Source organism: Streptomyces sp. KLMMK (assembly GCF_036961605.1).
Taxonomy (GTDB): domain Bacteria; phylum Actinomycetota; class Actinomycetes; order Streptomycetales; family Streptomycetaceae; genus Streptomyces; species Streptomyces telluris.
In genome coordinates this window covers 20,375-27,049 of sequence record NZ_JBAMDC010000056.1, presented here as the reverse complement: position 1 = coordinate 27,049, position 6,675 = coordinate 20,375, and the positions used below count along the sequence as shown (strand labels likewise).

The 6,675-nt window shown below is 70.5% G+C and carries 7 protein-coding genes; all 7 read left to right on the top strand.

Going from position 1 to position 6,675, the window contains the following annotated elements:
• Positions 1–1,237: transcription termination factor Rho (rho, locus tag V7793_RS12660; RefSeq protein ID WP_336005780.1), on the top strand; the 1,237-nt coding region annotated here is incomplete at its 5' end.
• Between the two features lie 405 nt (positions 1,238–1,642).
• Positions 1,643–2,761: an LCP family protein gene (locus tag V7793_RS12655; RefSeq protein ID WP_336005778.1), complete on the top strand. Its 1,119-nt coding sequence runs from the start codon at positions 1,643–1,645 to the stop codon at positions 2,759–2,761.
• Positions 2,762–2,960: 199 nt separating this feature from the next.
• Positions 2,961–3,182 carry a 50S ribosomal protein L31 gene (gene rpmE, locus V7793_RS12650; protein ID WP_168091417.1) on the top strand — a complete coding sequence of 74 codons (222 nt, stop codon included), beginning with the start codon at positions 2,961–2,963 and terminating at the stop codon, positions 3,180–3,182.
• Positions 3,183–3,288: 106 nt separating this feature from the next.
• Positions 3,289–4,368 (top strand): peptide chain release factor 1, encoded by a 1,080-nt coding sequence (gene prfA, locus V7793_RS12645; protein ID WP_190022139.1) that lies wholly within the window; start codon positions 3,289–3,291, stop codon positions 4,366–4,368.
• 95 nt (positions 4,369–4,463) lie between these two features.
• Positions 4,464–5,309, top strand: coding sequence for a peptide chain release factor N(5)-glutamine methyltransferase (gene prmC / locus V7793_RS12640; RefSeq protein ID WP_179082668.1), 846 nt, complete (start codon positions 4,464–4,466; stop codon positions 5,307–5,309).
• A 52-nt stretch (positions 5,310–5,361) separates the two neighbouring features.
• Positions 5,362–6,009 (top strand): L-threonylcarbamoyladenylate synthase, encoded by a 648-nt coding sequence (locus V7793_RS12635; RefSeq protein ID WP_058046287.1) that lies wholly within the window; start codon positions 5,362–5,364, stop codon positions 6,007–6,009.
• A complete protein-coding gene (locus V7793_RS12630; RefSeq protein ID WP_168096083.1) occupies positions 6,006–6,665 on the top strand; it encodes an arsenate reductase/protein-tyrosine-phosphatase family protein in 660 nt (219 codons plus the stop codon). The genes V7793_RS12635 and V7793_RS12630 overlap by 4 nt, the downstream gene beginning before the upstream one ends.
• Positions 6,666–6,675: the final 10 nt, after the last annotated feature.

Sequence of the window (6,675 nt, the reverse complement as noted above, 5' to 3'; positions counted from 1 at the left end):
GGGTGGCCGCCGCGGCCGCCGCGGCCGCTACCGCGACCGCCGTGGCCGTCGTGGCCGCGACGACTTCGGCAACGAGCCGCAGGTCTCCGAGGACGACGTCCTGATCCCCGTCGCGGGCATCCTGGACATCCTCGACAACTACGCGTTCATCCGTACCTCCGGTTACCTGCCGGGCCCGAACGACGTCTACGTCTCCCTCGCCCAGGTCCGCAAGAACGGCCTGCGCAAGGGTGACCACGTCACCGGTGCGGTGCGGCAGCCGAAGGACGGCGAGCGGCGCGAGAAGTTCAACGCCCTTGTCCGCCTTGACTCGGCCAACGGCATGTCGGCCGAATCCGGCCGCGGGCGCCCCGAGTTCAACAAGCTCACCCCCCTCTACCCGCAGGACCGCCTGCGGTTGGAGACCGACCCGGGCGTGCTGACGACCCGGATCATCGATCTGGTCGCCCCCATCGGCAAGGGCCAGCGCGGTCTGATCGTGGCCCCGCCGAAGACCGGTAAGACCATGATCATGCAGGCGATCGCCAACGCGATCACCACCAACAACCCCGAGTGCCACCTGATGGTCGTCCTGGTCGACGAGCGTCCGGAAGAGGTCACCGACATGCAGCGGTCGGTCAAGGGCGAGGTCATCTCCTCGACCTTCGACCGCCCGGCCGAGGACCACACCACCGTCGCCGAGCTGGCCATCGAGCGCGCCAAGCGCCTCGTGGAGCTGGGTCACGACGTGGTCGTCCTGCTGGACTCGATCACCCGTCTGGGCCGCGCCTACAACCTGGCCGCCCCGGCCTCGGGCCGCATCCTGTCCGGTGGTGTCGACTCGACCGCGCTCTACCCGCCGAAGAAGTTCTTCGGTGCCGCGCGCAACATCGAGGACGGCGGCTCGCTGACCATCCTGGCCACCGCGCTGGTCGAGACCGGCTCGCGCATGGACGAGGTGATCTTCGAGGAGTTCAAGGGCACCGGCAACATGGAGCTCAAGCTCGACCGGAAGCTCGCCGACAAGCGCATCTTCCCCGCCGTCGACGTGGACCCCTCGGGTACGCGCAAGGAGGAGATCCTCCTGGGCGGCGAGGAGCTGGCGATCGTCTGGAAGCTGCGCCGGGTGCTGCACGCGCTCGACTCGCAGCAGGCCATCGAGCTGCTCCTCGACAAGATGAAGCAGACCAAGTCGAACGCCGAGTTCCTGATGCAGATCGCGAAGACCACGCCCTCCTCGGGCAACGGCAACGACTGATCCGCATCCCCGCGGCTCCAGGAGGCCCCCCGTCACCCCGGTGGCGGGGGGCCTCCGCCGTTTCCTCCACCGTTTCCTCCACCGTTTCCTCCGCCATTTCCTCCACCGTCTGTCCGTCCCTTCCCGGGACGTTCCCCCGCCGCCTCCCGCCGTGATCTTCCTGTGACATTCTGAGATCTGCGCCACAGCCGCGCGGCTCCGCACTGGCCGGAATCATTGCCCCGCATTTGGCCGAAATCGCAGGTGGCGAGGGGTAGTAGTGATCGCCGGCCGCTCCGCCCGGAGGGGCATTTCTAAGACAGTCCTCAGAAAACGCTGTGCAACCCTGTCGCAGACTTCCCCGTCAATCAGCGCAGGGGGGACAGCCGGGGCGACGCCCGGAGACCGTGGAGGACTGAGGAGCGCATGGCCGACGAGAGCATGGGCACGTCAGCGGGTTCGCACCGCCGCCGTGCCGGGGGGACCCGTGGCCGGCGCCGCAAGGCCCGTCCCCGCCGCAAGGGCTGGCGAATAGCCGCCTGGACGACCACCGGTGTGGTCCTCGCGGGCGGCGCCGGTGCGGGATTCCTCTACTACAAGTTCAACGGGAACCTCAGCAGCGTCGACATCAACGCGGCCCTGGGCAAGAACCGGCCGGACGACGTCGACAACGGCTCGCAGGACATCCTCGTCCTCGGCTCCGACTCCCGGGCCGGCGACAACGGCAAGTACGGCAGGGACGAAGGCAGCTCCCGCTCCGACACGGCGATGATCGTGCACGTCTACGCGGGTCACAAGAAGGCCAGTGTCGTGTCGATCCCGCGCGACACCATCGTCGCCCGCCCCGAGTGCAAAACCTCCGAGGGCAGGACGAGCCCTGCGGTCAAGCGCGGGCAGTTCAACGAGGCGTACTCCATCGGGGGCGCGGTCTGCGCGGTCAAGACCGTCGAGGCGATGACGAAGATCCGCATGGACCACTACCTGGAGGTCGACTTCGCCGGCTTCCGGAAGCTCATCGACAAGCTGGGCGGCGTGGAGGTCACCACCACCAAGGCCATCCACGACAAGTCGAGCCACCTCGACCTCGAGGCCGGCACCCACAAGCTCAACGGCGAGCAGTCCCTCGGCCTCGTCCGCACCCGCAAGGCCGTCGGCGACGGCAGCGACCTCGGCCGGATCAAGCTCCAGCAGTCGTTCATCAAGGCGCTGCTGGACCAGGTCAAGCAGGTCGGCCTGTTCACCAGCCCCACCAAGCTCTACGGGATCGCCGACACCGCCACCAAGGCGCTCACCACCGACCGCGAGCTGGCCTCGGTCGACAAGCTGTACTCCTTCGCCAACGGCCTCAAGGGCATCGGCTCCGGCGACATGCACATGGTGACGCTGCCGGTGGGCGACGACCCCGCCGACCGCAACCGGGTGATCCCGCTGACGGAGGCGAGCGAGCAGATCTGGACCGCGCTCCGCTCGGACCGGCCCATCCCGGAGTCCGCCATTCAGGACGGCGCGGGCGCGAAGACGGGTGCCGAGGACGTCGTCAAGTGATCCCCGGCGCCGGACGGCACTCCGCCGCACGGCCGCCGGACCCCCGCTGACCAGGCATCGGACCCCTTGGGAATAACGGGCCGCGACCTCCCGTTTTGGGGGATGCGGCCAGTACTGGCAAACTGGTCCGTCGGCCCCGGTTCACGTAAGGCAATCCCGCCTCTACGACCCGGAGCCCTCCCGAACCTAGGAGAACCCCTTGAAGCGCGACATCCACCCGGAGTACGTCGAGACCCAGGTCAGCTGCACCTGTGGCGCCTCGTTCACCACGCGTAGCACCGTCAACGACGGCACCATCCGTGCCGACGTGTGCTCCGAGTGCCACCCGTTCTACACGGGCAAGCAGAAGATCCTCGACACCGGTGGCCGCGTGGCCCGCTTCGAGGCCCGCTTCGGCAAGGCCGCCGCTGCCAAGAAGTAGCGACCCGCAGGCGCCGGTCCTCGGTCGCCCTCCCGTATGCGAGGGCGACCGGACCGGCGCTTTGTCGTCCAGCAGGCCCGTCACTTCCAGCAGCTAGGGAAACCCCATGTTCGAGGCAGTCGAGGAACTGATCGGCGAGCACGCCGACCTCGAGAAGCGGCTCGCCGACCCCGCCGTGCACGCGGACCAGGCCAACGCCCGCAAGCTCAACAAGCGCTACGCCGAGCTGACGCCGATCGTCGGGACCTACCGCTCCTGGAAGCAGGCCGGGGACGACATCGAGACCGCTCGCGAGTTCGCCGCCGACGACCCCGACTTCGCCGCCGAGGTCAAGGACCTGGAGAAGCAGCGCGAGGAGCTCACCGAGAAGCTCCGCCTGCTCCTCGTCCCGCGCGACCCCAGCGACGACAAGGACGTCATCCTCGAGATCAAGGCCGGTGCGGGCGGCGACGAGTCCGCGCTGTTCGCCGGCGACCTGCTGCGCATGTACCTGCGCTACGCCGAGCGCGTCGGCTGGAAGACCGAGATCATCGACTCCACCGAGTCCGAGCTCGGCGGCTACAAGGACGTCCAGGTCGCGGTGAAGACCAAGGGCGGCAACGGCGCCACCGAGCCCGGCCAGGGCGTGTGGGCCCGGCTGAAGTACGAGGGCGGCGTCCACCGCGTCCAGCGCGTGCCGGCCACCGAGTCGCAGGGCCGTATCCACACCTCCGCCGCCGGCGTGCTCGTCACGCCCGAGGCCGAGGAGGTCGACGTCGAGATCAACATGAACGATCTGCGCATCGACGTCTACCGCTCCTCCGGCCCCGGCGGCCAGTCCGTCAACACCACCGACTCCGCGGTCCGCATCACCCACCTGCCGACCGGCGTCGTCGCCTCCTGCCAGAACGAGAAGAGCCAGCTCCAGAACAAGGAGCAGGCCCTGCGCATCCTGCGCTCGCGGCTGCTCGCCGCGGCCCAGGAGAAGGCCGAGGCCGAGGCCGCCGACGCCCGCCGCAGCCAGGTGCGCACCGTCGACCGCTCCGAGAAGATCCGGACGTACAACTTCCCGGAAAACCGCATCTCGGACCACCGCGTCGGCTTCAAGGCGTACAACTTGGACCAGGTGCTCGACGGCGAGCTGGACCCGATGATCCAGGCGTGCGTGGACGCCGACTCCGCCGCCAAGCTCGCTGCCGCGGGCTGACGCAGACCGCAAGCCCGTCCGCGACCGCCGGAACGGCCCCGCCCCGGGGCCGTCCCAGGCCGGGGACGACGATACGAAGACGCGAGAGGACCACTGTGAATCTGCTGCTCGCCGAAGTGGCGCAAGCCACTCAGCGGCTGGCCGACGCCGGCGTACCTTCTCCGCGCTTCGACGCGGAGGAGCTCGCCGCCTTCGTGCACGGCGTCAAGCGGGGTGAGCTGCACCAGGTCGCGGACGCCGACTTCGACGCCCGCTACTGGGAGGCCGTCGCCCGCCGCGAGGCCCGGGAGCCGCTCCAGCACATCACCGGCCGCGCCTTCTTCCGCTACCTGGAGCTCCAGGTCGGCCCCGGCGTCTTCGTCCCCCGCCCCGAGACCGAGTCGGTCGTCGGCTGGGCCATAGACGCCGTACGGGCCATGGACGTCGTCGAACCCCTGATCGTCGACCTGTGCACCGGCTCCGGCGCCATCGCCCTCGCCCTCGCCCAAGAGGTGCCCCGCTCGCGCGTGCACGCCGTCGAGCTGGACGAGACCGCCCTCGGCTGGGCCCGCAAGAACACCGAGGGCTCCCGCGTGACCCTCCACCACGGCGACGCCCTCACCGCGCTGCCCGAGCTCGACGGCCAGGTCGACCTCGTCGTCAGCAACCCGCCGTACATCCCGCTCACCGAATGGGAGTACGTCGCCCCCGAGGCCCGCGACCACGACCCGCAGCTCGCCCTGTTCTCCGGCGAGGACGGCCTCGACACCATCCGCGGCATCGAGCGCACCGCCCACCGGCTGCTGCGCCCGGGCGGCGTCGTCGTCATCGAGCACGCCGACACCCAGGGCGGCCAGGTCCCGTGGATCTTCACCGAGGAGCGCGGCTGGGCCGACGCCGCCGACCACCCCGACCTGAACAACCGCCCCCGCTTCGCCACCGCGCGGAAGGCCATGCCGTGACGACGGCACCCCTGACATCTGCCCTGTTCACCCCGTACGAGGAGGTCCGTTAATGGCACGGCGATACGACTGCAGCGACGCGACCGACCGCAAGACCGGCCTGCGCGAGGCCGTCGCCGCGGTGCGCCGCGGTGAGCTGGTCGTGCTGCCCACCGACACCGTGTACGGCATCGGTGCGGACGCCTTCAGCCGCGAGGCCGTCGGCGATCTCCTGCAGGCCAAGGGCCGCGGCCGCGGCATGCCCTCGCCCGTCCTCGTCGGCTCCCCGAACACCCTGCACGGCCTCGTCACGGACTTCTCCGAGCAGGCCTGGGAGCTCGTCGACGCCTTCTGGCCCGGCGCGCTCACCCTCGTCGCCAACCACCAGCCGTCCCTGACCTGGGACCTGGGCGAGACCCGCGGCACCGTCGCCGTCCGGATGCCGCTGCACCCGGTCGCCATCGAGCTGCTCACCGAGTTCGGCCCGATGGCCGTCTCCAGCGCCAACCTCACCGGACACCCGGCGCCGCAGGACTGCGACGCCGCCCAGGAGATGCTCGGCGACTCCGTCTCCGTCTACCTCGACGGCGGCCCCACCCCCGCCGACGTGCCGTCCTCCATCGTGGACGTCACCGGCAAGGTCCCCGTGCTGCTGCGCGCCGGTGCGATCAGCGCCGAGCAGCTGCGCGAGGTGGTACCCGACCTCGAGGTGGCGAATTGATCGCCCCGCAGGGGCGTGGCATAGCGGGACCGGACACGGCGGCCAAGGCCGACACCTTCCGCATCCTCCACGTCAGCACCGGCAACGTCTGCCGCTCGCCCATCACCGAGCGGCTGACCCGCCATGCCCTCACCGACCGGCTCGGCGACCCCTTCGCGGGCGGCCTGGTGGTGGAGAGCGCCGGCACCTGGGGCCACGAGGGGGCGCCGATGGAGGCGCACGCCGCCACGGTCCTCGCCGACCTCGGCGCCGACCCGGACGGGTTCACCGGCCGCGAGCTGCTCGACGAGCACGTCATCCGCGCCGACCTGGTCCTGACCGCCACCCGCGACCACCGCGCCCAGGTCATCTCCATGGGCCACTCGGCCGGGCTGCGCACCTTCACGCTGAAGGAGTTCACCCGGCTGGTGCGGGCCATAGACCCCGCGACGCTCCCGGACCCCGAGCGGGCCGGCGGCGTGGTCGAGCGGGCCCGCGCCCTGGTGCAGGCCGCCGCGGCCCTGCGCGGCTGGCTGCTGGCCCCGAACGCGGAGGCCGACGAGGTCCACGACCCCTACGGCGCCCCGATCACCTTCTTCCGCTCCATCGGCGACGAGATCAACCAGGCCCTCGACCCGGTCCTCACCGCACTCACCGGGCGCTCCGCCCGGTCCTGACCGCCTGCGC